Here is a 23,029-nt window from a genome sequence, read left to right on the forward strand (position 1 = left end):
ACCGATCCCACATCTCAGATTTCTGTTTGTCCGTGTAAAACGTCCGCGTCCGATATTTCATCTCTAACACTCCATCTTTCCAAAAAGACTAAAGTGTTGCGACCACCCGTTGAAACCGCCGGACAAACCAGCCGTTCAGGACTTGTGGCCCAATGACTTCTTGTTGCGCATTGTGACAGGACAAATACCAAGTAAATTTTGAGGACGGCCAAAACCGTTCAATCGACCGAATCGTCATTGCCGCAAAACAACATAGGACAATAGTTGTTCGAGAGTTTTCTAGAACCGCCTAGAACCGTAATCCACGTCGAGCAAAGATTCAGGTAAATGCATGTTTTCCATTAACCAAACATCCCTGAACTATTCACGATGATCGCAGATCCAAGCGCTCAACCCACGGGTTCTGCGATTAAGGTTTTGATAAATTTAGAAAACAATTCACCCTGCGAGCGAATGCGTAACTTGGAATAGACATTACGTCTGTGGATACGGACAGTACCAGGTGAGATTTCCAGTATTCGACCCACCGCATCGGCAGAGTGACCCTTAAGTGTGTATTCCACGACCTGTCGTTCTCTCGGGGTCAATACACCTTCACCAAGATTGAGGAAGGCGAGTTCTACACTTTGGTGAATTCTTGAATTGGCAACCGCATGTTCACCTTCTACAGAACGAGCGGATAAGTCACTCCAATGGCATCTGCATAGGGCACGAACGATCGGCCAGAACTGGCGGAGTTGTCGCACCTCTTTTTGGGTAAAGGGCTTTTCCGCTCGCATAAGAGAAACAACTGCAATAGATTTGTCAGGCAGTTCGATAAAGAAGCCGATTTCTTCGGCCAATCCCGTTCGCATGTAGTAGCTGCGGAAGTACTCGCCCTGAAAAAAGCGGTCCGGGGCTAGATCACGGATTCGATAGAGGCCCGGCTCCACCTTATTCTCGCAGGCCAAATAGAACGGGTCGAGAAGGTATGGACCTTCCTGGTAGTCTTCGACAAAGATTTTTCTCTTTTTCCGAGGGAAATCATCAAACAAGTCAATCGGGCGTGCGGCACCGAGATACCCAAAGATCACTGTAAAATCGAAAGGGACAATCCCTTTCAGCGCAGCGGAAAGGGATTTTGCGAAATCTTCGGTGCCAACAGCTTCGATGACAACGCCTGTCGCTTTGGTCCAGTTTTCCATCACAATTTTTCAACTACTCAAAATGTTCTACCAAATTCGTGGTATATACACCGAAACAGGTTTTTCATACAGTTTTCACCATAAGGATAGTATTTACCCTATGGAAAAAAGATAGCAATAAATGATTAGTACGGGATATGAGGCGCGACCCGCACCACGCAATAAAAAGGCAATTGCGGAACTTAGGGGCGTTTCAAAACGGTTCGGTGATGTGCTTGCCGCGAGTGAATTGGATCTTGCGATCGCCGAAGGTGAATTCCTGTCCTTTCTTGGCCCTTCAGGATGCGGGAAAACGACGGCCTTGCGGATGCTGGCTGGCTTCGAGACCCCGACCGAGGGGGATGTTCTTCTGGATGGCGAAGTCGTTAACAATCTTGATGCGCATCACCGACCGGTCAACATGGTATTCCAGCACTATGCATTGTTTCCGCATATGACGGTCGAGCAGAACATTGGTTATGGGCTCCGGCAGCGTCGTCCACGTCTCCCTAAAGCAACGATTGCCGAAAAAGTCGGCAAGACGCTAGAAGTCGTACGCCTTATTGGTTTTGAAAACCGCCGCATCTGGGAGATGTCGGGTGGACAGCAACAACGCGTGGCATTGGCCCGCGCGATTGTGAACGAACCTAAGCTGCTTTTACTCGATGAACCGATGGCAGCTCTTGACCGTAAGTTGCGTAAAGAGATGCAGATCGAGTTGCAGAACTTGCAGCGCCAGCTTGGCATCACGTTTGTTCTTGTCACTCATGATCAAGAAGAAGCCCTTTCGATGAGTGATCGTGTTTGCATCATGCGGGACGGGAAAATCGTTCAGGTCGGCAGTCCTCAGGAACTTTATGACCATCCCAGGAGCCGTTATGTCGCTGGCTTTGTTGGCACTTCCAACTTCTTTGACGGAGTCGCAACTAAGTCTGAGGGACAGTCGGTGTCCGTGCGTCTTGCAAATGGTGCCGAGGTCGAAGGTCGGCCAATGGTAGATGCACCCATTGATCGGAACGTTTGCATCAGCGTCCGCCCTGAACAGATCAAACTGCGTCGTGAAGGCGAAGGCGAATCTGTTACTGTTCTAAATTGCATTTTTTTGGGCGAGCACACTGAGTACCTTGTTAAACACCAGACACTTGGAGAGTTTCTTGTTCTTTCGCCAAGACAATCAGAATTGAACGACGGTCCGTTCAATACGGGCGACACATTGCTGGCCTCGTGGGAAACCAGTGCAGCGCTTGTTCTCGACAGCAACCCGTAATCACATCAACAACAGGGAGCAATACAATGACAAATCACAATGATCACATTTCCAAACAGGCGTTCATGGACGAGCTATATCGCTACAAGAAGGGTTCCGTTACCCGACGCCATTTTTTGAATGTCACCGGACTTGGCGCTGCAACCGCAGTTATGGGCGCTGCTGTGCCCGGATTGCTCCCAAAGCCTGCTTTCGCTGCCGGCGATATTGGCGACCGGGTCATTTTAGCAACTTGGCCTAACTACCATGACCCTGCAAATTTCGAAGCTTTCACCGAAGCGACTGGCGCCCATGTACAGGTTAATGTGTTTGGTTCGAATGAGGAAATGCTGGCCAAGCTTCAGGCTGGCGGCAGCGGCTGGGACGTCTATGTACCGACCAATTACACCATCACAACCTATGTCAGTGAAGACCTAATTGAGCCATTGGATGTTTCGCGCCTACCAAATTATGACCCGTCCGCCTTTGATCCGCGGTATGCCGAGGCCGGCTCGGTTGATGGCAAGCTTTATGCTGTACCAAAAAATTGGGGCACCACGGGTTATGCGGTAAACACAAGCCACACCGGCGGTCACAAAATGACCTCGTGGAAAGACTTTTGGGACATGACCATGGACAGCCTCTCGGGGCGCACCATGGTTCATGACTATCAGCTAACTACGATCGGCAACGCACTGAAATATTTTGGTTATTCTTTCAATTCGGTGGATGAAAAAGAACTGGCTGATGCAGAAAAACTGCTGATCGACTCAAAACCACACCTGTTTGCGATTTCTTCGGATTATCAGCCGTCGATGCGCAGTGGCGATGCCTGGATGACCATGTGCTGGACTGGTGATGGCAAGCAGCTGAACACCGACATCCCTGAGATCGAATATGTGCTTGGGGTTGAGGGAGGCGAGCTTTGGAGCGACTACTATGCTATCCCCAAGGGAGCGCCGCATATGGACGCAGCCTATGCGTTGATCAACTTTATGCTGGATCCAAATGTAAACGCTAAAGAAGTGTTGGCTCATGGCTACCCGTCAGCCGACGCGCATACCAACGCGTTGTTGCCCGAGGAACTGCTAAACGATCCGATCCTCTATCCAGCGCAAGACCTGCTGAACGCGCTGGAGTTCGGCGCAGCCGTGACCCTGACAGACCCGAACCGTGCCGAGCTGATGGCGCGTTTCAAGTCTGCCTAAGTCTAGAACGGACGAGAACAACATGACCCAACGCGCACGCAACTGGTTACTTCTTGCACCTGCCGGAACGTGGTTTCTGGTGATGCTGTTGCTACCGCTGACTGTTGTTCTCGTTTTCAGCTTTGGAGAGCGGGCACCCGCCGGAGGGGTCGTGCCCGCTTTTACTCTTGAACAATATGCCAATCTTCCTGCACGATGGACAGCGTTCAAGAACACTATGACTCTTGCACCGATTGGAACGCTGGCTTCGTTATTGATTGCTTACCCGCTTGCCTATTTTCTGGCGGTCAAGGCTGATCCGAAGTGGAAAACCATCTTGCTGGTTCTGGTTATCGTGCCCTTCTGGACATCCATCTTGATCCGAAGCTACGCATGGATTTTTATTTTGGGCGGAAGAGGTCTTCCTGCACTGCTTGACTGGGTGGGCATCGAAGGCGTGCGGCTGATCAACACGCCCTTCGCCGTTCTTGTCGGTATTATTTACGGCTACCTGCCGCTTATGGTATTCCCTATTTTTGTTAGTCTCGACCGTTTGGACAAGCGCCTGCTTGAGGCATCTTCCGACCTTGGCGCCAAACCATGGGCTACATTCCTGCAAATCACGCTTCCCCTTTCCATTCCGGGAATTGCGACAGGTTGTATGCTGGTCTTCATCCTGCTGATGGGAGAATTCCTGATCCCAGCGCTTCTAGGCGGTGGCAAAGTGTTCTTTGTTGGCAACGCATTGGTCGACCTATTCCTGCAGTCCCGAAATTGGGCATATGGCTCAGCTGTAGCTGTCACACTAGTCCTCGTTATGCTGATCACCGTCACGATCTACATGCGGCTTATCAATCGTCTTGGCGCAAGCCGTGAAGACGTCTCGATCATGTGAAGGTGCCTTGATGAGACTCTATGCCAGTTGTGTCTACATATTTCTCTATTTTCCCATCGGCATAATCGTGCTTTTCAGTTTCAATGCCGGGCGTCATGCCAGCCAGCTTCAGGGATTTTCGACCCAATGGTATGGTAAGGCACTTTCGAACCCATTTGTTATGGACGCACTTCAGACAAGCCTTTTGGTTGCGTTCACTTCGGCTTTGCTGGCAAGTTTATTTGGAACGATGGCCGCAGTCGCGTTGCAAGGGATCAAAGGACCGGTGCGGACAGTATTTGACATGCTGATATACGTCGCGGTCATGATCCCTGGTATCGTCATCGGTATCGCCACTCTGATTGGTTTGGTGACAGTGTTCGACCAATTGAACCCGGTGCTAGCTTCGATCTGGCCTGGGGATGGCACGCCTCCAAAACTGAACATGGGACTGGGTTCACTGGTTGCAGCACACACGATGTTCCTGATGGCGCTTGTAATCATCATCGTTCGGGCACGCCTTTCTGGAATGGACCGAGCGTTGACCGAGGCGTCTTCGGACCTATACGCCACGCCGTTCGGGACGTTCCGGCAAGTGACTTTGCCGTTAATTTTCCCAGCTGTTCTCGCAGGTTTTCTTCTTAGTTTTACTTTCAGCTTTGATGACTTCATCATCGCGTTTTTTGTAGCCGGATCAGAAACTACTCTGCCAATCTATGTGTTTTCGTCGATTCGGCGCGGCGTCACTCCAGAAATCAACGCTATTGGCACTATGGTTCTTGCGGTTTCTCTTGTCATGCTGGTCGCCGCCCAAATTCTTTTGCGACGTGGAGAAAAGAAATCAAAATAACTCCAAACAAAACACCCACCGGCAAAACCAACGAAACCTTGCTGCAAGGTAGAGTCGCCTTCGTCACCGGGGCAGGATCTGGCATCGGCCGCGCAAGTGCTACTGCGATGGCGCGCAGCGGGGCGCATGTTGCCGTCACGGATCTGGATGGTGCAAAAGCGGCGCGCGTTGCTGATGATTTGCTGGAGGAAGGTTGCCAGGTGACATCTCTGGCACTCGATGTTCTGGATGACGAGGCACTCGCCGCGGCCATTGAAAAGACTGCAAGCGATTTAGGACGGCTGGATGTTCTCCACTCCCATGCTGGCTATCAGATTGAGGGAAATCTTGAACAGGTTTCCCTCGAAGACATGGATATGTCCTGGCGGTTGAATGTGCGCGCGCATTTCGTCGCCGCGAGGGCGGCGGTCGGCCCAATGAAAACTCAGGGCGGCGGCAGCATCATCATCACCTCGTCCAACTCGGGTGTGCAGTATGACCGCGAAATGATCGCATATGCCACGACCAAGCACGCCATCGTTGCGATGACACGGCAGATGGCCGCGGATTATGCCAAATACAAAGTACGCTTCAATTCTTTGTGTCCAGGCTTCATCGACACACCGTTCAATGCTGGCTTTGAAAAGCAGATGGGCGGGCGGTCAAATCTTGAGGGCTATGTTGCCGAGAACGTCCCAATGGGACGCTGGGGGACCTCAGATGAGATCGCTGACTCGGTTCTATTTCTGGCCTCGGATATGTCGTCGTTTATGACCGGGCACGCCCTGGTAATTGATGGCGGTGAATGCATTTAGATCTAACAACTCGGAGTTTACCATGTCGATGCAATCTAAATCCGCCGCTGGCCGCCTGGCTGGAAAAGTAGCAGTCATCACTGGTGGTGCAACAGGGATCGGGCGCGCCACCGCTCTGGCGTTTGCCCGTGAGGGCGCCAAGGTCAGTATCTTCGATATTCAGATCGAGGAAGGTTTTGAAACGGTGGACTTGATCCGCAAGGCCGGCGGAGAGGCGGAGTTTTTTCAGGCGGACTTAACCAAGGCGGACGAAATCGACCGCGCCTTCGACGGCTCCATCGCCGCCTTTGGCCCTTACAACGTGCTGTTTAATCATGCCGGAACAATCATCGTAAAGCCGCTGCATGAGACCACGGAAGAAGACTACGACTGGCTGATGGACGTAAACGTAAAGTCAGCTTTTTTAGTTTGTCGCCGTGCCGTTCGAGAAATGAGCGAGAATGGCGGTGGTTCGATTGTAATAACGTCATCCATTGCGGCGGAACTCGGCTACGCGCTAGAATCCGTCTACTGCATGTCGAAGGGGGCAGTGCTGCAATTGGCCCGCACGATTTCCACCGAGTATCGCGATGCAGGCATTCGCTGTAACGCGGTATGCCCCGGTTTTGTCGAAACAGCGCACGGACTGAAGGAAATCGCCGAGTTGGATGCCGCAGGACAAGAATGGGAAGTATCCGGCATGGCAGCCACGCAAGGTCGCATTTGTTACCCAGAAGAGGTTGCAGCGGCAGTGGTTTTCCTGGCCTCGGACGAAGCCAGTTTCGTGAATGGTAACGCGACATATGTCGACAATGGCTGGTACGCCAAAGGGTAAGCCCAAGACCGCATGCGTGGCTGCTAGCCTCTGAAGTCACGCAAGATAACTTCGAGGGTGAAATACAGATCACGCATACGGGTTCTATCATGACCGCCGGTTTGCTTTCGCACGTCCCGCGAATGACAGAAACCCGCCTTCCTTCAGATCATTGTAGTTACCAAAGTTCTCTATCTGCGGCCGTTAATTCAAGGGCGTATTTCGGTCTCGTCGGGCTCATGGTTCTCTCCAAGGTCGGCGTTGCCGCCTCATAATGGCGTCGGGGACTGGTGCCTCAAAAAGGTCCGCTGCGAGGTCGCCAAATTTCAGGCGCATCGACATTGGTCGGCGAGGTCATCCGGCCTCCGTCCCGATGGGACGTTTTTACACCCGGACAGGCGTATTCGGTTTTAAGTTAACTCATGCTGGCAATCCCTCTTTGGTCCAGGCGAAGGTTGCGCCATCGCGCCAGATCCGGGTCATGATGACAGCCAGTTTTCGCGCCGTGGCAACGATGGCCTTCTTCATACCTCTTCGCGCCACGAGCCGCATGGCCCATGCTTTGAGCGGTGAGAAGCGCGACACACGTTGGATCAGGATGTTGGCCGCCTCATAAAGCAGCTTGCGCATGGACCCGTCACCGCATTTCGAGATGCGCCCCGACCAGTCCGTTTCACCAGATTGATATCGCCTTGGGGTCAGTCCCAAATACGCGCCCACATCTGTCGCTTTGCGGAACCGCGCCACATCGTCGATTGTCGCGATGAAGCTAAGGCTGACGATGGGACCAACGCCCGGGATACTCGTCAGACGCCGTGCCAGAGTATTGTCTTTGGCAAGCTGCTGTACCTTTGCATCGATCGCAGTGACTTCGAGACAGACGGTTTCATGCACTTCGATCAACGAGGCGAAGATCATCTACAAGCTTTGATCCCCCTTAATCGCCGCCCCCAGTTGATCGCGGAAGCTCCTTCGGCTGTAGCCCGCATTTATCGGCCCTAGCCGGATCCCATAGGCCTTCAAAAGACCCCGTACTTGCCCTTCAATGTCCATCCGAATGCGGATCAATCGTTCTCGTGCTGAAAGTATGAGACGTAACTGGTCGCTCGCCTCACTCTTCACGTGAACCGCGCCATACCACTCCGTGCGGGCCAATTGCGCGAGCCCGACAGCGTCCGATTTATCAGACTTGTTCATCCGCGCCAACAGCACTATGTGAACGGCCCGCGCATCAATGCAAACAACGGGTGCGCCTCGCTTAACCAGCTCTCGTGTTAACCAGATCGACATCGGGCCGGACTCGTGAACGATCTTCTCCACGTCATCGACTTCAGCAACGATGGTGCAAACAATTTCATCTGGGTTCGTCGCGCAAGTCCCCTCGAACAGGATCGTGCCCGCATCATCCACAATGCAAAGGGCGCATTGCTCTTGGGCGACATCAATTCCAACGTAGCGTTTCATAGTATCTCTCCTCTGGCTGCAGGGTTTCTCCGCAAACAATAGCGATGTTTGAAACCTCACAACCTGGATCCGCCGCAGATACGCCATGTCCGCTAAAAACAATGATAGGTATTACTTGATGGTCTCAGCCACTTGCAAAATTTCCACGGATGGGAAAATGCCTAGCTTGCGCGCTACTTCCATGTTTACGACGTAAGCAAAATCAGTGACGCGGGCAATTGGCAGGTCGCCGGGCGTATCACCATCTCTAAGGATCTTGAGTACTTGTTCTGCTGCCACACGTCCAACATCATAAGCACGCGCAGCAATTGACACCAATGCCTGGTTTTCTCGGATCATTTCCTCATACGGGCTCAGAACTGGAAGTCCATTCTCAACTGCGGCATTGGTAAATGCATCGGCATGTATGCGCAGATAAGAGCTTGATCCCAAGTAGATAAAATCCACATCAGCTTCAGAAAGTTCCTTCATGCGCACCGGAATTAATGCGGGGTTTGGCGCTCCCGTATTTCCTGGATCAAGCTCAATCGCGGTGAGCTCATATCCCATTTCTTGTGAAAGAGCGCGATGTTCCTCGACCTTGATCAACGAGTTGCGTTCATTTCCGTTGTAAAGGATACCAAGATGCTGAAAACTTGGCTTAATGCTCCGGATGGTGCGGATGTTTACCTCCTCCGGAACGCGATTAAACGTTCCCGCAATGTGCGGGCGGCCGCTACCTTCGAAGCTTTCAGCAATGCCCGTTCCAAACGGGTCTGCGACATACCAAAAAACTCCCGGGATACCGTTGATAAATTGCGTATTTCCATCGTCGGTCTTTCGGCCAAGTATTCCCAACGTCACGCTGGTTCCATAAATCGCAACCAAATCAGCGCCCAACTGCCTCGATTCCTCGATGAATCCGGCAAAATTGGACTTGTCCTGATGGGCAAGGCGCAGGGTGACTTCAGCATCGAACCCACTATTTTCGCCCCCTGTTCGCTTTTTGAAGGACGGACATAAGGTCCGTCATCGACAGGTTCGGGCTGAAAGACGTCTGCCACAATGAATGCTGGATTTTTTACTGACCAGTCAAGAAGCGTTTACTGGTACGTAACAATGCTGAGATTTAAGCTGCTATATTAGCAATTAGACATCGTTTAGTCTAGTTTTGGGATCGTTTGATGCACAAATCCCTATAGGTTTACTACTACTATACTGTCTAATTTCCGGACATGTTTTAGCCCACCCTTCAGTACTCTCCTTGAGAACTGGCTGGTTTCTTTGCGTAAGATGGACTGTGTAGTGGGCCAACTGGCCCGAAGCTATAAAAACGGCGAGAATTCAAAACATTTGTACGCAGTTTCTAATAATCGTACCTACGATTCGGCCGTCATTCGCGTGTGATCAAAGTCTTTAGGTATTCCCGTGTTTCGCCATCCCAAGAGCTGGGATCTTCGCCATGAGCAACGACGGCATGGAGCTCCATCAGTTTCCAAACTTCATCCTCTGTCGCGGCAACAACCTTGCCCGGGCAGTCTTCCATGCCCTCACAGTCCTTGCAGGCGTATGAATATGCAGTACTCATCTAGATCTCCTTTTCGGTTTTGAACTCGTCATGTCCTAAAATTCGGGAAATGTCGGAAGTTCGTCGGCAAATTTGATCCAGGGTTGCTGGTGGGAAACAAAGACATGGGTCTTGGGCTTGGCAATGGAGGGATCGTCAAGAGTGGCCGCTGAGAACCACGCGTCAGCGCTCCAGTTCTGGCCCTCGACTTTGTTCTCGGCAGCGTAGGTCAGCGTTGTCCCGCAATCCCCACAGAAGCCCCGCTTTATTCCCGGTGTTTTCAGGAAAAACCTGATTTCGCCTTTCGTTACAATGAAATCGTCAACTGCAACCTTGGCCCAAGTGACAAAGGCACCGCCGAGCGCCAATTGGCATGAACGACAGTGGCAATGGCCGGACCAAGCAGGCGGGCCAACAATCTGATAGCGGACTGCGCCGCAATAACATCCACCTCCAAATTTTTGCATAGCTTCGCGCATCCTCTTTCTACTCGACAGCCAATTAAATCTCCCGCCTATATGGGAGGAAATCGGCTTCGTTCTCAGATTCATCACATTGTCAATATTGCTTTTTTCAGGTCTACATGCGACTCAATAATTATATCGAAATATTAGAAATTCTATTGTATGGACTGGATGAACCTCCCCCCTTTAAACAGCCTTCGTGCGTTTTCAGCGGTCGCCGAAACCGGAAGTTACACCTTTGCGGCGGATCGGCTCAACGTGACGCAAGCCGCCGTTAGCCAGCAAGTGAAGGCACTGGAAAAACGCCTTGGCACCGCCTTGGTCACACGAATAGGGCGAGGTATCGAGCTGACAGGTCCGGGAGCTCTTCTTGCCCGGGAATTGGGCCTTGGGTTTGAAATTATTGGCCGAGGCGTGGAGCGCCTATCTGAAGACGCAGCAAACCGTCCCGTACAGGTAACAATGTCTCCGGCATTTGCTGTGGAATGGCTGATGCCGAGGATATCGGAGTTTCAACAAGACAACCCAGAGATCTCGCTCATGCTCAACCCGACGTCAGATATCGTGGAGTTGAAGCCCGGTGGAATTGACGTCGCGATCCGCTATCGCGACAGGCGTCGGCCTGGTCCGGAAATCGAGCCCGTGTTGATCTCGGATATGATTGTGATTGGGGCACCATCGCTCATCGGCAATCGAAACCTGAGTGACCCGGCATCTTTGGTTGCCCTACCATGGCTTCAGGAACTAGGCACAAACGAAGCTGCGGAATGGTTCACCTTTCACGGTGTGGTCCCAGACCGGCCGTTGACCGTAAACCACATGCCGGGGAACCTAATCATGTCTGCGGTTCGTCGCGGCGACGGTATCACTTACACAGCGCGTGCATTTTTCAAGGACGATCTCGAAGCTGGAAAGGTCGTCGAGTTATTTTCCGAGACTCTATTCGGCGTTTACTACATCCAAACGCCACAAGAATATGAACGCCCGGCTACCAGGACATTCTTGGATTGGCTCAAATCCAAAGCGGAGACTGTATCAGCTTGAGCAAGTAATGTCTGGCCAGTACGGAGTTAACAAGAATCCCGCGCCTCGTTGTCGGGCAAGCTACTAACTTTTCTCAAAACCAACTTTTGAATCCGAACTCTCATAACTTAGGCGTCAGATGGGTTTCGCGAAATCAGAAAACGGACGTTCGCTGAGGCATGCTAAAGTGGCAGTTTGGGCTCGATCCGGACCTTCGCCGCAATTTTAGCCACCGTCTGCTCAACGGACATTTCCGTCACTAAGTAGAACATGCTTAATGTCAGGTTCCGGCACATCTCTACATTGGCGCCATAAGCGCTGACGTCAGTCATTTCACTGTTCCGGCGCGGCACGTAAGTACATATAGTACCACTTTATGAAAACCCGGACTCAATCAATTCCGCGACAGCTGACAATCCGCAGGCAGCATTTTTTGTGGCTAGGTCTCGTTATTTTGGGCGTCGCTGCACTCGCGTTTGTTCAGGACAGGCTTCATCTTTCTGAGCTGGAACGCGAAAGCGCAGCACTTCATCGCGCCGCTTCGCAACGGGCAGGTCAACATGATGCGCACCTCACCGCGTTGTCAGCAATTGCGGTCGCAGGGGAAGGGCAGCGGTCAGACTTATTCTTGGGTGTGGCAGCGACAATCAGCCGATTTTACCCGCGCATCGACGAAGTGCATCTTGTCCCGGTCGACCCGTCGCGGAATTCTGTCAGTACGGTTCCGCTCGGTCCGGAAGGCTCTGAACTGATCCGTGCAGCCGCTCTGGGTTCGACGGGTGCGCCAGTGCTATTGCCTCATCCGACCCGAGACGGATTTTATCTGTTGGTGAAGCGAAGTCCAAACAACGACACCGCAACCAATGCGCTTGCTCTCGGAATAGACGCCGGACAGTTGTTGGCAGGCGACGGGGAGTTCTGGTCGGGTGAGAACGCAGGTCTGCGACTGGTATTGCCGGACGGGCACATCCTCATAGGAACCGGCGAAACCGGTCGCGCCCAGTATTCGAGACCTCTTGGCAGTGCATCACAACCTCTGTTGTTGGAAACGACAGCTCGCTTCGGGATTTTGGACCTGTTGCCGCCATTACGGGTCATTGGTGTAACCGTGGCGATCAGTCTGTTGTATCTGATTGCGCTCACGGGTTTGCGGCAACGCAGGCGGACCCGGGCGGCGGAGCGGGAAGCCGAACTGCGAACGATGGAAGCGCAACTTTCCCACGCGACACGGGTGAACGCGATGGGCGAGATGGCAAGCGGCATGGCGCATGAACTGACACAGCCGCTAACTGCAATACTTGCTCAGTCCCAAGCTGGTTTGCGCCTTTTGGCAAGGGGAGAAACCGACGCGCTCGGACCCGTGTTTCAAGATACGGTGGCGCAGGGTAAACGTGCGTCAGCAATTCTTGAACGGCTTCGTAATTGGTCGCGACCACAACGGGCGTCTATTAAACGATTTGATCTGCGGGACGTTTTGAAAAATGTGCAGGCTTTGTTGGCGCCAGAAGTCCTGCGGCGGGACGTGGAGCTTGGCTTTGACATCCAGCCCCAGGCGGTCATGGTGCAGGCCGATCAGGTCGAAATGGAGCAGGTGATCTATAACGTGGTGCGCAACTCGTTTGACGCGCTTGATGGAGTGCAGGGCGGGCAAGTCGATGTAGCGGTGATATTGTCTGCAGAAAATGTTGTGCTTGAAATGACTGACAATGGCCCCGGGGTCGACGTAAATATACGCCCACAACTATTCACGCCGTTCCTGACCACCAGAGAAGACGGGACCGGTCTCGGGCTCGCGCTCAGCCAAAGGCTGGTCGAGAGAGCAGGTGGCGAGATTTCGTATGTCCCGACCCCATCCGGCGCGACGTTCCGTGTCGTTCTTCCTCTGGCGGAAACGCAGCGGGAGGCAACACAATGACTCATCCCGTCTATCTGGTTGACGATGATGAAGCCGTGCGCCGGGCGCTGGAACTTCTGCTTTCGACGGTCGGAGTAAACGTTACGACATTTGCAGATCCGCAGTCCTTTCTTTTGCAGCTTGAAAACCTGCAACCCGGCTGTCTGATCTTCGATATCAGAATGCCGGTATTTTCAGGATTGAAGTTGCAGGAACGTCTGAACGAAAAGGGTGTCGACTGGCCAACCGTGGTTATTTCCGGTCACGGCGACATTGAGGCCTGCCGCCGGGCGTTTCGCAATGGTGCGGTGGATTTTCTGTCCAAACCCGTTGACGAGCAGGATTTGATCGATGCCATCCAGAAAGGCAGCGACGCTCTTGAACGACAACTGCAGGTAGCGGCTGAAAAGGCCGAGGCCCGCGCTCTTGTCGGATCCCTGACTGCACGGGAAGGCGAAGTGCTAAACTTGATCGCAGAGGGTTTCACTTCGCGTCAGATCGCCGAAGGACTTGGCCTGTCGCCGCGCACTGTGGAAAGCCACCGTGCTGCTATCGGAGCAAAGCTTGGCACAACCTCTCAGGCCGAGCTGACGCGGATCTGGCTGGACGGGTGCGGAACTCCGTAGAACTACGGATATCCCCGCAATGCATACGAATACCGCCGCAGGGCGGGGACGAATATTTTGCCTTCATCACAATACGAAGGAAACAAGATATGATCCGCAAAGTTACCCTCGCTGCCGCTTTCTTGGCTCCAGTTGCCGTTGCTGCGCAGGAACTGCCAACCGCCCCTTACCTGCCGCTCGACCTTGCAACAGAGGCCGCTCAGACCGCGCTTCAGGCCTGCGCCGCTGATGGTTACAATGTCAGCGTCGCCATTGTTGCCCGCGACGGCGCCGTCAAAGTGCACCTGAAAGCTGACAACTCCGGGCCGCACACCGTTGGCAGCGCCCAGGGTAAAGCGTTTACGTCAGCTTCGATGGGGCGCGACACCGCGGGCCTCGCGCAGTTCATCGGAGAGAACCCGATGCACGACGGGCTGCGTTACATGGATGACCGTATGGTAATCCAGGGCGGTGGCCTGCCAATCAAGATCGGTGGTGCACTGGTTGGCGGCATTGGTGTCGGCGGCGCTCCCGGCGGCCATCTTGATGCTGCCTGCGCGCGTGCCGGTCTGGATGCGATCGGCGCAGAATAACAGACACGTGGTCCGTCATCTTGGCGGGCCACAACTTTACCAGGAGGATTTTTGATGTTCAGGTTTGTATTGATGCCGGTGTTTCTGGGATTTGCATCAATGGCTCATGCGCAAATGGCACCATCCTCATCTGAAGTCGCAGCCTATCAGGGTCTGCACCAGGCCGCCCATCATGGTGACGTTGAAGCGATACAGCGTCTTACTGCGTCAGGTGCAGACGTCAATTCCCGTGACAGGCGTGGCCGGACACCTGCCCATGTGGCCGCTTTTGCCTCACAGGATGAAGCTCTGCAGGCGCTGGCCGAAGCCGGCGTCGATATGAACGCGCTTGAGAACCAGGCTTACGACGTTGTGACAATCGCCGCAGTTGCCAACGACCCGGAACTGATGGCCCTGGCCCTGGAACTGGGCAACGATCCGGGCCTGACCACCAGCCCCTACGACGGTACCGCGCTGATCGCCGCCGCGCACCTTGGTCATGTTGGAATCGTGCGCAGGCTGATCGATGCGGGCGCTCCGCTGGACCATATCAACAACCTGCACTGGACCGCATTGATGGAAGCGGTTGTCCTGGGCGACGGTGGGCCTGACCATCAGAATGTTGTCCGCCTGCTGGTGGATGCCGGTGCAGATAAAACAATTACCGATGGTGACCACGTAACCCCTCTGGAGCACGCCAAAGCCAATAACTATACTGAGATTGTTGAGATGCTGGAGCAGCGTAAATGATTGCCATTCAAAAACAACGAGATAGCGGTTTCTTATTTATGGCAGAGTTGTTCTTCTACCGGCCCTCTCCTCGGACAATAAGTTTAACAAAAAAATGCCCTTACAGACAGTAATGACGGCATTGCGCAAATCACTTCCGTTCGAACACCGCGCGGCATTGGGCATTAAGGACTCAAAGCGGTAGTTCGCTGCGGTTGGGGCGAAAGGCCGCTTTGTTTAACGGAGCTTCATGGTGTGTTTGTCTTTGATGGTTTTCTGTAGGCGGTCTTTAAAATAAAGAATTCGACGCCAATCTAGTCAGCTGTTCAGCCAAAAAAATGGGGAATATGTGGGAATGAAACCGACCAGTTAAGCTACCTATTTGTTTTATATTACTATTTAAAGATTTATGGTGATCCCATCAGGACTCGAACCTGAAACCCCCTGCTTAGAAGGCAGGTGCTCTATCCAGTTGAGCTATGGGACCACTGGGCCGTCTTTTGCTTTGACTCTGGCTAAAACGCAAGTGGCAAGCACCCATTGTTTAAAGCGAAACTGCTTTTCGCATCAAACACTATTTGAGGCGAAAAAAATTAGTGGGTCCAAGCACCCCGGCGATTGGTGGCGAAATTTTCGCCATACCCGCCTTTGCGGATGACTGGTTTGCGGACTTTAGGTTCCATCACGACAACGTCGAGCCCTTTTTCCGCCGCGTATTCAAGGGCAGCGTCCTTGGTTGCAAATTTCAGACGGACCTGTGACTGCGTATCAGACGAACTTGTCCACCCCATGAGCGGATCAACCTCGCGGGCCGAAGCCGGAGCGAATTCAAGCGTCCATTCCTTGGTCTTTGCAGTGCCGGACTGCATGGCATTTTTAGCTGGCTTGTAAATGCGCGCTTGCATGGACCTCTCCTATCGTCGGTGCCCCGTTATCGGGAATTCACACCGTAATTTCAAGCCTACAAATACAGGAATGCGCGTGGTTTACCTAAGCAACAATTGCCGCAGGGGCGGTTGCCGGTTCATGACGAGGAGTGAGGGGTGAGTAGGTGGTGCGCCAGAACCGACAACCAAGTGCTGCTTGTCAGTGCACGTTACGCGAGCATGGTTAACATCGCAACAGAAAAAACATCTATAGGTTGTTTTTTATTTTAATTAATACGTCCTTACCGTGCAATGCGCCATTTACCTATGAATGGTATCGCCGCGCCCCTTGAACAAGAACAAAAACAGATCAAATCTACAGGGCGGAAGGAATCAGCCCAATGTCTTTGTTGTCTGCCCCGAAACTTGATGCACAGGTGCGCCCGAAACTGGAGGGTGGCAAACGCTTTGTCATGCATACAGAGTTTCAACCTTCTGGCGATCAGCCAACAGCAATAGCGGAGCTGGTAGAGGGCGTAAATGACGATGAACGCAATCAGGTGTTGCTGGGAGCAACCGGTACCGGAAAAACCTTTACCATGGCCAAGGTGATCGAAGAGACCCAGCGGCCCGCAATAATCCTTGCCCCCAATAAAACGCTTGCCGCACAGTTGTACGGAGAATTCAAAAACTTTTTTCCGGAAAACTCGGTCGAGTATTTTGTCAGTTTCTATGACTATTATCAGCCCGAAGCATATGTTGCCCGCTCTGATACCTACATAGAAAAAGAAAGCCAGATCAACGAACAGATTGACCGGATGCGTCATTCGGCGACCCGCGCCTTGTTGGAACGGGATGACGTGATCATCGTCGCCTCTGTCAGCTGCATCTATGGTATCGGCTCGCCCGAAACCTATACTGCAATGACGCTCGACCTTGTGACGGGTGAAAACTACAACCAACGCGAAATCATGCAGGCGCTGGTCGCACAGCAATACAAGCGCAATGACAACGCGTTTGTGCGCGGCTCTTTCCGGGTCCGGGGCGACAGCCTTGAAATCTGGCCGTCACACCTTGAAGACCGCGGCTGGCGGTTATCCTTCTTTGGTGACGAACTGGAGGCAATCACCGAGTTTGACACGCTGACGGGTAAAAAAACGGACAAGTTGGAAAAGGTGCGCGTTTACGCGAACTCGCACTATGTGACGCCAAAACCGACGCTGGTACAGGCGATCAAAGGGATCAAGGAAGAACTGGCAGTTCGTCTGAAGCAGCTTGAAAACGAGGGCAAACTGCTTGAAGCGCAGCGGCTGGAACAGCGCACCAAGTTCGATCTGGAAATGCTTGAGGCGAGCGGGTTTTGCAACGGTATCGAAAACTATTCGCGGTACCTGACAGGCCGCGCACCGGGTGAGCCCCCCCCGACTTTGTTCGAATATATTCCCGACAACGCAATTGTTTTCGCGGACGAATCGCATGTTTCGATCCCGCAAATCGGTGGCATGTATAAAGGCGACCATCGCCGAAAGTTTACACTGGCGGAACACGGCTTCCGCCTGCCGTCCTGTATGGACAACCGTCCCCTGAAGTTCGAGGAATGGGACGCGATGCGTCCACAATCTGTTTATGTGTCCGCCACGCCTTCTAAATGGGAGCTCGAACAATCCGGCGGTGTGTTTGTTGAACAGGTTATTCGTCCGACAGGTCTGATAGATCCGCAGATCGAGATTCGGCCTGTCGAAATGCAGGTTGATGACTTGCTCGATGAAATCCGGCACGTCGCGGCCAAAGACATGCGTATTCTGGTCACCACGCTGACCAAGCGTATGGCTGAGGATTTAACCGAATACCTGCACGAACAAGGCATTCGCGTTCGATACATGCATTCAGACATCGATACGCTGGAACGTATCGAAATTCTGCGTGATCTGCGCCTAGGTGCTTTTGACGTATTGATTGGCATCAACCTGTTGCGCGAAGGGCTCGACATACCTGAGTGTGGATTGGTGGCCATTCTGGACGCGGACAAAGAAGGTTTTCTGCGCTCTGAAACGTCGCTCATCCAGACCATCGGGCGGGCCGCCCGGAACGCCGAAGGCCGTGTTATTATGTATGCTGACCGGATCACCGGCAGCATGGAGCGGGCCCTCGCCGAAACAGACCGCCGCCGCGCACGTCAGGTTGATTACAACGTAAAACACGGCATCACACCCGAAACGATCAAGAAGAACGTCGGTGATGTGCTGTCCGGGCTTTACGAGGGCGACGTTGATATGTTGCGCGTTACTGCCAAGCTCGAAAAACCGATGGTTGGAGCCAATCTTCAGGCGCATCTTGATGGTCTGCGCACAGAGATGCGTAAAGCTGCCGAGAATCTTGAGTTTGAGGAAGCCGCGCGCATCCGGGACGAGGTGAAACGGCTTGAAGCGGTTGAGCTCGCCATAGCAGACGACCCGCTTGCCCGGCAGTCTGCTATAGACGCAGCTTCAGAAGCCGCAGTGAAAACACGCGGGCGTTCGACGGCAGGTAAGGCCGGAACAAGAATGTATCGCGGAAAATCACAGAAAAAAGCGTAGTGAAACTGGTTATTTACACTTAGAGAATTTTCTGAGATACCATCCTCTCTTTAAGACAACCTTAAGTTGTTTAAGGGGATAAAGGGATGTTAGTGAATTTTGTTTCGCACATCGTGCTTAAATTGTTCGTGGTCGTGATCGCCAACTTGCTTGGCACATTCGCAATAGTCCCGCTGTTTGACGCAGGCGAACTCTCTGATGCGAATTTTATCCATCTCGCTTTTCGCATTTCCTGGGTTGTCATAATTTTGGTGAGTTGGGCAGAGACAAAGCGTGAAATCTGGGGTTACGGATTGTCCTGGATTGGCTTGTCGTTCTTCTCAACTGTGATTGCCCCAGTATTGAATCTTGCACAACGGACCATGCCTGGTGAACTCGCTACCGCTGGTCCAACACCCGTTCCTGATACGGCTTACTCTTTCTCAAGCATCGTTATCGACGCCAGTTTGATGGTTGGAGATTCGACTATTCTTGGATCGGCGCTAAGCGTGATATTTTTAACCTTGGGTATCTATCTATTGGCGAGTAAATCAAAAAATAAGCGTGCCTATCTGTTTTAAATGAAGGGTTTTCTGAGCAACAAAGGGGTCTGTTCTAAATCAGAGCAATACTGTTGTCCGGCCGCATCGCAACCCATCGGAGACCTGTATTTAATCCCGATATCTCAGTATCGTAAAAGGATTTTGGTAGTCTATTTACGAGCTGCAAATGGTTTTCTTAGGGCATCGTTCTAGCAATGGCCCAAGTTAAAACTCGCAAATACTGGGCCGAAACTGAAAGTAGGGCCACTTGTCTGCATTGATTTTGAGTGTCTTTAACGCTCTCTTAACCAACCCTTGGTGATCTTCTCCGGTAATCCGGGGGACAAATGACACGCTTCATTGTTTTCGTTCTATCCATCATTATCCCGTTCCCAGCGTTTTCAGGAGCTTGGCCACGCGAACACGGAACAGTCTACGTTGCGTTCTCTGAAACTTTTACTGTGAACTCAGTCGGTGTCCCCCGTAGTTTTCTATCCCTATACGCGGAATACGGCTTGTCCCCACAATTGACGCTTGGGTTTGATGGGTTTCGCAGTGGATCGGGGGAAAGTTCGGAAACATTTTTGTTCCTGAGTTTTCCGCTTCACACCAACAATCCAAGAAACCACTACGCGCTCACCTTTGCGCTCGGTGAACACGCCGACCTTACTGGAGCCCCAGCCCCGGCGCTGCGCATCGGTCTTAACTGGGGGAGGAATATTGGCAGTAGCTGGCTCGCGATCAATAATTTTGCAACTTTCAGGAAAGCGTCTGATACCCCGTTACTCAAACTCGACGCCACCTGGGGTTATCACTTCAGTAACCATATAGACCTGATGCTCAACCTGCGAGCCGAAACTTACGACGGCGCCACAAACAAAATCGAAATTGCGCCCGGGTTGACCTGGCAAACTGGTGTCGGCAATCGGATCGAAGTCGGGTTAAGCATCGGGGCAGCTGAACACCGAGAGTACGGTTTGAAAATTGGAATCGTCAGAGAGTTTTAAGCCGGAACAGGTGTTCACCCGGTCGGGAATAGGCGCCTATCGCTGGCTACCTCTTGGCCGGATTTAAAAAACCTCAGAAACCTCATACATGACAGGTTCAAAACTTTTGCAGAGGGCTGAAATTTCACGGTTTCGCTTCCGCATCTCATCCGTCCGAAGCATAGCTTGGAAATCTTCGCGTCGCTGCCACTGCGAGTAATTCGCGATGCGGGTTTGTGCATCATTGACGTGAAGTCCCGCAGCAATAAACCCTTGCTGGTGCCTAATAAACTTCTCGTAGGCATCGGTTAGCGCGTCCAAAAGGTCCTGACAGGTACCTGGCGTCATCTCAAATGTCGTGATTACTGTCTGAAGCTCGGTGGTCTTTGAAATTCTTGGCATCCGCTCCTCCTTTTGCTTCAGTCTAACGCAATTCTGTTTTTTGCACAGGCTGTAAGAACGTGAGCCGACTTAAAAAACGGGACACGAAAATCGCATCCCGTTTCAAAATAAAGTTCAATTAGACCGTTAGATCGGATTATCCACGCGCGCTGTCAATTGCACCGTGCCTTTACAGGCTTCTGCCCAAGTCAGGTGAATGTGGTTTTTGTTGGCTCCCTGCTCGACCGAAACAAAAGGCATGTCGATTACCTGCGTGTTCAGCCCTTTGCTGATTTGCCCCTCAGCCACTAAACCTGTCACCCGGCGTGCGCGGCCCTCAAATGGCAAATGCGCAGAAAAATCCACATCCCAGGTCTTCGCGTCTGTTACCTGCGTATGTGGTAATGTGACGGGGTTGTGTGTTTGATTGGTTGCGGCAATGTAAATATTTCCCAACCAAACAATGTTGCGCATTCGTCCAAAATCAAGCCCGGCAATTGAATCGTCAACATAGTCGGCCCGGTCAATATTTCCGTTTAACGATTTGAAGGTATTACCGGAAACGTTCATGCCACTCACGAAATGACCAGACCCATAGGGCTTGATAACAATCCAGTTGAACCAGGGGGCCACATCATTCGCGGTAAAGATGTTGCTGTTGACTGTCAGACCGCCAAAGGAAGATTCATTGGAAAACCCCGGCTCTGAGTCATGCTCATTCGTCCATTCTATAAAACTGTTGTCAATGTAGTTGCCTGTCACGGTTGATTTTACGTTGGTTTGCGTAAAGGCAATGCCCGCCTGTACTAGTCCATTGGGTTCATTGTCCCCCTGAAACCAATGGTTGCCGGTGAAAATATGCCCTGCCCCGTGAACGACAGCGAAATGGCCGAATTTCACAACACGATTATCTCTGATCTTCGTGTCATTCGCATTTACATTCAAAGCTATGGATCTACGGTCTTGCGCACGCAATGGTTGCTCGTTTGACAAAAACTGACAACGATCTACCAGCATACCCTGACAGCCAGTTCCGATCGACGTAATTCCGCGATCCTTAGGTTTGGTCAGGAAACAATCGCGCACGTGGAAAATCAAACCATTTTTCGCCAACATGATACCGCTGGCATTCCCGTTGCATTTCAGGTCCACTTCATCGAGCACAAACCGCGAGAGAGAGCTGAACCCGTGAAAATCCAGAATATATTTAAAGCGGGTGAATGTGAAAACCTGAGTCCCGACTGCATCGTAAAGCGGGTGGCTTAGATTAACGGTTTGCGCACCGATATTGACGCTTTCAACATAGACTTCACGACCAACCCCAGATCCTTGGACAAGCGATCCAACTTGAATCTGGGCAACATTAATAACGCCGGTCAATTGCTTGTTGTTACTGGTTGAATATGTCGCTTGCGATGTGAAAACATCGCTGTTCCAGTTCGCACTATCAACCGCGTCGAACTGCCCATTCTGAATGACTCTCCGGTTAGCATAGGAATCCTTGTTTCCAACGGTGGCATGAATATCGATCGGCTCGTCAATCGTAATCTGTCGGCCTTTCATATCAAGCGACTCGTGGTCAGAAAAATTGAACAACGATTGCACAGCCTTTTTGAACGCAAGCAGTTCGTCGCCAAAGGCATCAATGTAAGCGGGTAAATCAAAATTTTTCGTCAGCGAGAGCCTTTTGTCCTGAGGCATGATTACGGTGCCAACAAACCGCACGCTATTTTCAAAGGTTACGTGATCATTCAGGAAATATACGCCTTCCGAAACTAGGACTTCGCGTCCGTTGGCCGCAGCGTCTGCCGCTTCAAATGCTGCCCGGTTGTCGGTCACACCATCACCAATCGCGCCATAGTCGCGGACATCAACCCAATCCATCATGGTGCGTAGAAACAGGCTTGTCATATCTTCAATTTGCAGGTCGTCAATGCGTACGACACCACCATTCAGGCCAGTCAGATCAAGACCGAAATGTCCATATAGCGGCGTGCTGCCCCAAATCATATCAACGCCATTGCGCGCACCCGTTCCAACAATCGCACTTACCGTCACAACGTCACCATAAGATTGCAGAGTTACGTGTGGTCCGGTTTCGGGCAAGCCCGTCACATGGGTATCGCCAGCGCCGCCCGCCCATCCGGCAATTTGCACATCCGGCAGATTGCCACTCATCGCCTTAACGCGTGCAGAAATTCTAAGGTAGCAGCCAGGCAACAATGGCGATTGTCCCATCCAGCGCAGTTTTTGTGTGTCCTGGGTTTTCAAAAGCTCCAGACATCCACCGAAATCCTGATCCGCCGGAACAAAGGCGGCGTTTGGATCTCCTTCATAGGTGTCAGAACCCAGTGTCCCATCTTGGCTGGACCAAACGTCCAACCCGTTTTCAAACTTAGGCGGCATCAGAACCAACCCTTCGGTAATCGCTTTGTTCATTAGAACCCCATTCACAATTGCTACTGTGCGCACCCCAGTTCCACGGCCCAATTTTC

Annotated in this window: 24 protein-coding genes and 1 tRNA gene; 14 read left to right on the forward strand and 11 right to left on the reverse strand. The window is 52.2% G+C overall.

What is annotated here, in order from left to right:
* Positions 1–389: 389 nt before the first annotated feature.
* The gene (locus J4E70_RS15895) at positions 390–1,184 is read right to left on the reverse strand and encodes a helix-turn-helix transcriptional regulator (RefSeq protein ID WP_213890640.1); all 795 of its coding nucleotides are present in this window, start codon (positions 1,182–1,184) and stop codon (positions 390–392) included.
* Between the two features lie 121 nt (positions 1,185–1,305).
* On the opposite strand from J4E70_RS15895, the gene J4E70_RS15900 reads away from it, so the two are divergent.
* The 6 genes from J4E70_RS15900 to J4E70_RS15925 are packed head-to-tail and all read left to right on the forward strand — an operon-like array spanning position 1,306 to position 6,928.
* Positions 1,306–2,430, forward strand: coding sequence for an ABC transporter ATP-binding protein (locus J4E70_RS15900; RefSeq protein WP_213890641.1), 1,125 nt, complete (start codon positions 1,306–1,308; stop codon positions 2,428–2,430).
* A gap of 26 nt (positions 2,431–2,456) precedes the next feature.
* Positions 2,457–3,617 carry an ABC transporter substrate-binding protein gene (locus J4E70_RS15905; RefSeq protein WP_213890642.1) on the forward strand — a complete coding sequence of 387 codons (1,161 nt, stop codon included), beginning with the start codon at positions 2,457–2,459 and terminating at the stop codon, positions 3,615–3,617.
* A 22-nt stretch (positions 3,618–3,639) separates the two neighbouring features.
* Positions 3,640–4,491, forward strand: a complete 852-nt coding sequence (locus J4E70_RS15910; RefSeq protein WP_213890643.1) for an ABC transporter permease — start codon at positions 3,640–3,642, stop codon at positions 4,489–4,491.
* 10 nt (positions 4,492–4,501) lie between these two features.
* Positions 4,502–5,320 carry an ABC transporter permease gene (locus J4E70_RS15915; RefSeq protein ID WP_213890644.1) on the forward strand — a complete coding sequence of 273 codons (819 nt, stop codon included), beginning with the start codon at positions 4,502–4,504 and terminating at the stop codon, positions 5,318–5,320.
* Between the two features lie 38 nt (positions 5,321–5,358).
* Positions 5,359–6,114: an SDR family NAD(P)-dependent oxidoreductase gene (locus J4E70_RS15920; protein WP_213890645.1), complete on the forward strand. Its 756-nt coding sequence runs from the start codon at positions 5,359–5,361 to the stop codon at positions 6,112–6,114.
* A 22-nt stretch (positions 6,115–6,136) separates the two neighbouring features.
* Positions 6,137–6,928, forward strand: coding sequence for an SDR family NAD(P)-dependent oxidoreductase (locus J4E70_RS15925; RefSeq protein ID WP_246531802.1), 792 nt, complete (start codon positions 6,137–6,139; stop codon positions 6,926–6,928).
* Positions 6,929–7,327: 399 nt separating this feature from the next.
* On the opposite strand, the gene J4E70_RS19405 is transcribed toward J4E70_RS15925, so the two are convergent.
* The 5 genes from J4E70_RS19405 to J4E70_RS15945 form a co-directional block, all read right to left on the reverse strand.
* Positions 7,328–7,825 (reverse strand): IS110 family RNA-guided transposase, encoded by a 498-nt coding sequence (locus tag J4E70_RS19405; RefSeq protein WP_246531803.1) that lies wholly within the window; start codon positions 7,823–7,825, stop codon positions 7,328–7,330.
* The gene (locus J4E70_RS19410; RefSeq protein ID WP_246531804.1) at positions 7,826–8,371 is read right to left on the reverse strand and encodes an IS110 family transposase; all 546 of its coding nucleotides are present in this window, start codon (positions 8,369–8,371) and stop codon (positions 7,826–7,828) included. It lies immediately after the preceding gene.
* Positions 8,372–8,482: 111 nt separating this feature from the next.
* On the reverse strand, positions 8,483–9,250 hold the full coding sequence (locus J4E70_RS15935) for an ABC transporter substrate binding protein (protein WP_246531805.1): 768 nt from the start codon (positions 9,248–9,250) through the stop codon (positions 8,483–8,485).
* A 493-nt stretch (positions 9,251–9,743) separates the two neighbouring features.
* Positions 9,744–9,938 (reverse strand): DUF1059 domain-containing protein, encoded by a 195-nt coding sequence (locus J4E70_RS15940; RefSeq protein ID WP_213890646.1) that lies wholly within the window; start codon positions 9,936–9,938, stop codon positions 9,744–9,746.
* Positions 9,939–9,973: 35 nt separating this feature from the next.
* Positions 9,974–10,384, reverse strand: a complete 411-nt coding sequence (locus J4E70_RS15945; RefSeq protein ID WP_213890647.1) for a GFA family protein — start codon at positions 10,382–10,384, stop codon at positions 9,974–9,976.
* A 168-nt stretch (positions 10,385–10,552) separates the two neighbouring features.
* Between J4E70_RS15945 and J4E70_RS15950 the strand changes: the two genes are divergently transcribed.
* Positions 10,553–11,425 carry a LysR family transcriptional regulator gene (locus J4E70_RS15950; RefSeq protein ID WP_213890648.1) on the forward strand — a complete coding sequence of 291 codons (873 nt, stop codon included), beginning with the start codon at positions 10,553–10,555 and terminating at the stop codon, positions 11,423–11,425.
* A 161-nt stretch (positions 11,426–11,586) separates the two neighbouring features.
* Here the strand turns inward: J4E70_RS15950 and J4E70_RS15955 are convergent, their stop codons facing one another.
* A complete protein-coding gene (locus tag J4E70_RS15955; protein WP_213890649.1) occupies positions 11,587–11,736 on the reverse strand; it encodes a hypothetical protein in 150 nt (49 codons plus the stop codon).
* A gap of 101 nt (positions 11,737–11,837) precedes the next feature.
* Here J4E70_RS15955 and J4E70_RS15960 point away from each other — a divergent pair, with 101 nt between their 5' ends.
* The 4 genes from J4E70_RS15960 (at position 11,838) to J4E70_RS15975 (ending at position 15,225) form a co-directional block, all read left to right on the forward strand.
* Complete coding sequence (locus J4E70_RS15960; RefSeq protein ID WP_246531806.1) at positions 11,838–13,319, forward strand: sensor histidine kinase; 1,482 nt, start codon at positions 11,838–11,840, stop codon at positions 13,317–13,319.
* Entirely contained in the window at positions 13,316–13,924 is a 609-nt protein-coding gene (locus tag J4E70_RS15965; RefSeq protein ID WP_213890651.1) for a response regulator transcription factor, read from the forward strand. Before J4E70_RS15960 ends, J4E70_RS15965 begins: the two co-directional genes overlap by 4 nt.
* 89 nt (positions 13,925–14,013) lie before the next feature.
* Positions 14,014–14,496 (forward strand): GlcG/HbpS family heme-binding protein, encoded by a 483-nt coding sequence (locus tag J4E70_RS15970; RefSeq protein WP_213890652.1) that lies wholly within the window; start codon positions 14,014–14,016, stop codon positions 14,494–14,496.
* Between the two features lie 54 nt (positions 14,497–14,550).
* Positions 14,551–15,225, forward strand: coding sequence for an ankyrin repeat domain-containing protein (locus J4E70_RS15975; protein ID WP_213890653.1), 675 nt, complete (start codon positions 14,551–14,553; stop codon positions 15,223–15,225).
* Between the two features lie 389 nt (positions 15,226–15,614).
* Here the strand turns inward: J4E70_RS15975 and J4E70_RS15980 are convergent.
* Together J4E70_RS15980 and J4E70_RS15985 are read right to left on the reverse strand one after the other, a co-directional pair.
* Positions 15,615–15,691 (reverse strand) — tRNA-Arg (locus J4E70_RS15980).
* A gap of 106 nt (positions 15,692–15,797) precedes the next feature.
* Positions 15,798–16,109 (reverse strand): ETC complex I subunit, encoded by a 312-nt coding sequence (locus J4E70_RS15985; RefSeq protein WP_213890654.1) that lies wholly within the window; start codon positions 16,107–16,109, stop codon positions 15,798–15,800.
* 362 nt (positions 16,110–16,471) lie between these two features.
* Between J4E70_RS15985 and uvrB the strand changes: the two genes are divergently transcribed.
* From uvrB to J4E70_RS16000, 3 genes are all read left to right on the forward strand, one after another.
* Positions 16,472–18,646 carry an excinuclease ABC subunit UvrB gene (uvrB, locus tag J4E70_RS15990; protein WP_213890655.1) on the forward strand — a complete coding sequence of 725 codons (2,175 nt, stop codon included), beginning with the start codon at positions 16,472–16,474 and terminating at the stop codon, positions 18,644–18,646.
* Between the two features lie 86 nt (positions 18,647–18,732).
* Positions 18,733–19,206 (forward strand): hypothetical protein, encoded by a 474-nt coding sequence (locus J4E70_RS15995; protein WP_213890656.1) that lies wholly within the window; start codon positions 18,733–18,735, stop codon positions 19,204–19,206.
* A gap of 308 nt (positions 19,207–19,514) precedes the next feature.
* Positions 19,515–20,174, forward strand: coding sequence for a hypothetical protein (locus J4E70_RS16000; RefSeq protein WP_213890657.1), 660 nt, complete (start codon positions 19,515–19,517; stop codon positions 20,172–20,174).
* A 63-nt stretch (positions 20,175–20,237) separates the two neighbouring features.
* Here J4E70_RS16000 and J4E70_RS16005 read toward each other — a convergent pair whose 3' ends face one another.
* A complete protein-coding gene (locus J4E70_RS16005; RefSeq protein WP_213890658.1) occupies positions 20,238–20,555 on the reverse strand; it encodes an antibiotic biosynthesis monooxygenase family protein in 318 nt (105 codons plus the stop codon).
* Between the two features lie 126 nt (positions 20,556–20,681).
* Entirely contained in the window at positions 20,682–22,973 is a 2,292-nt protein-coding gene (locus tag J4E70_RS16010; protein WP_213890659.1) for a glycosyl hydrolase family 28-related protein, read from the reverse strand.
* Positions 22,974–23,029 lie beyond the last annotated feature (56 nt).

The organism is Pseudohalocynthiibacter aestuariivivens (assembly GCF_018457175.1).
Lineage (GTDB): Bacteria > Pseudomonadota > Alphaproteobacteria > Rhodobacterales > Rhodobacteraceae > Pseudohalocynthiibacter > Pseudohalocynthiibacter aestuariivivens.